General features: G+C 62.5%; 4 protein-coding genes. All 4 read left to right on the plus strand.

The window, feature by feature from the left end; translation table 11 throughout:
- Positions 1-710 (plus strand): amidohydrolase family protein (locus tag HUJ17_RS00980; protein ID WP_290508952.1); only part of this gene is annotated, 710 nt, incomplete at its 5' end.
- Positions 711-723: 13 nt separating this feature from the next.
- Positions 724-1,422 carry a bifunctional 2-polyprenyl-6-hydroxyphenol methylase/3-demethylubiquinol 3-O-methyltransferase UbiG gene (ubiG, locus tag HUJ17_RS00985; RefSeq protein ID WP_300524184.1) on the plus strand — a complete coding sequence of 233 codons (699 nt, stop codon included), beginning with the start codon at positions 724-726 and terminating at the stop codon, positions 1,420-1,422.
- An 88-nt stretch (positions 1,423-1,510) separates the two neighbouring features.
- On the plus strand, positions 1,511-2,191 hold the full coding sequence (locus tag HUJ17_RS00990) for an HAD-IA family hydrolase (RefSeq protein WP_290508954.1): 681 nt from the start codon (positions 1,511-1,513) through the stop codon (positions 2,189-2,191).
- A partial coding sequence (locus HUJ17_RS00995) for a YciK family oxidoreductase (protein WP_290508955.1) occupies positions 2,188-2,936 on the plus strand: 749 nt, incomplete at its 3' end. The genes HUJ17_RS00990 and HUJ17_RS00995, both read left to right, overlap by 4 nt.

Below are 2,936 nucleotides of genomic sequence, written 5' to 3' on the forward strand. Positions count from 1 at the left end.
CCCTGGCCGAGGAACTGGACGTGCCGATGATGATGCACGTGCACGAAACCGCCGGAGAGATCCAGATGGCCGTGGGCAACACCGGTGAGCGGCCACTCACTCGCCTGAAGAATCTGGGCCTGCTCTCGCCGCGTCTGCTGGCGGTGCACATGACCCAGCTCACCGAGGACGAAATTGCGCTGGTGGCAGAAACCGGCACCCAGGTCGTGCACTGCCCGGAATCCAATCTGAAGCTGGCCAGCGGCTTTGCACCGGTGGAAAAACTGCGTAAGGCCGGGGTCAACGTGGCTCTGGGCACCGACGGTGCCGCCAGCAACAACGACCTGGACATGATCGGCGAGGCCCGCACCGCTGCCTTCCTTGGCAAAGGAGTGAGCCTGCAGGCGGATGCCCTGCCGGCCAGCGAGATACTGCAGATGGCCACCCTCAACGGCGCCCGCGCTCTGGGCCGGGACGACCAGCTCGGTTCACTGGAAATTGGCAAGCAGGCGGATATGGTGGCGGTAGATATGAACCGCCTGGAGACACAGCCTGTCTATGATCCGGTGGCGCAATTAATCTACGCCGCCAGCCGCGATCAGGTAACCCACACTTGGGTGGGTGGGCGCTGTCTTATGGAAAATCGCAAACTCACCACCCTGAACGAAGCCGTGATCCTCAAGAATGCCCAGCAGTGGCAGGAAAAAATTGCCGGAGCCGACCGTGACTGAACAGCAACCGCAGATTCCCAATGTAGACGCCGGCGAAATCGCCAAATTCAATGCCCTGGCAGAGCAGTGGTGGGACCCCAATTCCGAGTTCCGCCCGCTGCACGACATCAACCCGCTGCGTCTCAATTACATCGACGAGCGCGTCAGCCTGCCCGGCAAGAAAGTCATCGACATCGGCTGCGGCGGCGGCCTGCTGTCCGAAGGCATGGCCCGGCGCGGCGCCGAAGTCACCGGCATCGACATGGGCGAGGCGCCCCTGGCAGTGGCACGCATTCACGCCGAACAGGCCGGCGTGCCAGTGGAGTACCGGCAGATTCCGGCGGAGCAAATCGCCGAGGAACGGCCCGCCCAGTACGACGTGGTCACCTGCCTGGAAATGCTCGAACACGTGCCCGACCCATCCTCGGTGATCCGCGCCTGCGCCACCCTGGTAAAACCCGGCGGGCAGATTTTCTTCAGCACCATCAACCGCAACCCCAAGGCCTTTCTGTTTGCCATCGTCGGTGCCGAATATGTGTTGCGACTATTGCCGCGCGGCACCCACGAATACGCCAAGCTGATCAAACCCTCGGAGCTGGCCGGCTGGGCCCGGGACGCAGGGCTGGAAGTGAAAGACACCACCGGCATGGTCTACAACCCACTGACCCAGGTGTACAAGCTGAACCGGGATGTGTCGGTGAACTATCTTATGCACGCCGTCAAAGGCGAATAAATTCCTCCCTGTAGGAGCTTGCTTGCACGCGAAGAGAGCCGGGCTCGCTTGCAAGCAAGCTCCTACAGCGGCGTCGTAGAGAGAATGTATGAACAAGCTTGAAGCCGTTTATTTTGATCTGGACGGCACCCTGATTGATACCGCACCGGATTTTTATACGGTGCTCAACAACCTGCTGAAACAGCATGGCCGGCCAGTAGTCAGTTACTCTGCGGTGCGCGCCAATGTGTCCAATGGCGCCCGCGCACTCACCGAGCTGGGGTTCGGGGTGGGGCCGGAAGATGCAGAATTCCCCCCCCTGCTGGACGAACTGCTGAACGCCTATGAGCAGCATCTGGCCGTGGATACCTGCCTGTTCCCCGGCATGGCGGAGACCCTCGACTGGCTGGATGCCAACGGACTGCCCTGGGGCATCGTCACCAACAAGCCATCACGCTTCACCGGACCAGTGCTGGCAGGGCTGAATCTGGACCAGCGAGTGGGCGCGGTGATCTGCCCGGACCATGTCAAACAGCGCAAGCCGGACCCGGAAGGCCTGCTGATGGCCGCCCGGCAGGACCGAGTGGAACCGGCACAATGTCTCTACGTGGGCGACCACCTGCGCGATATTCAGGCGGGCCAGAATGCGGGTATGGCTACCGCAGTCGCTGCCTTCGGCTATATCGACGCGGATGATGATCCTCACGGCTGGCAGGCTGACTATTATCTGGAACAGGGCTGCGACCTACTGCCCCTGCTGCAAACGATGAACACAAGGAGTACCGCATGAGCGAGCTTTCGTCCGTGAATGCAACAGCACTGGCCTATCAGTGCCCCGCCGATGCCTTCAAGAACCGCATCATTCTGGTCACCGGTGCCGGTGCCGGTATCGGCCGCAGCGCCGCCCTCACCCTGGCCCGCCACGGCGCCACCGTGATCCTGCTGGGGCGTACCCCGGAGAAACTGGAAAAGGTCTACGACGAGATCAAGGCTGCCGGCGGCCCGGAGCCGGCTCTGGCACCGGTGAACCTGGCGGTGGCCCGCCCGGAGGACTTCCAGGAACTGGCCGGTCTGTTCGACAAGGAATTCGGGCGTCTGGACGGCATTCTGCATAACGCCTCCGTGCTCGGCGACATCACCCCGCTGGAGCGCTACGGTGTCGGCACCTGGGATTCGGTAATGCAGGTGAACGTGAACAGCGCATTTTACCTGACCCAGGCCATGCTGCCTCTGCTGCGTGCCAGCGATGATGCCCGCCTGCTGTTCACCTCCTCCAGTGTTGGCCGCAAGGGCCGCGCCTTCTGGGGCGCCTATGCCGTCTCCAAGGCGGCCACCGAAAACCTGGCGCAGGTACTGGCCGAAGAGCTGGAGAACACCAGCAATATCCGCGTCAACACCCTTAACCCTGGTGGCACCCGCACCGACATGCGCGCCCTGGCCTACCCCGGCGAGGACCCGAAAACACTGAAAACCCCGGACGAGATCATGGCGCCCTACCTGTTCCTGCTCGGCCCGGACAGCCGAGACGTGAACGG

Source organism: Alcanivorax sp. (assembly GCF_014762765.1).
Classification (GTDB): Bacteria; Pseudomonadota; Gammaproteobacteria; order Pseudomonadales; family Alcanivoracaceae; genus Alcanivorax.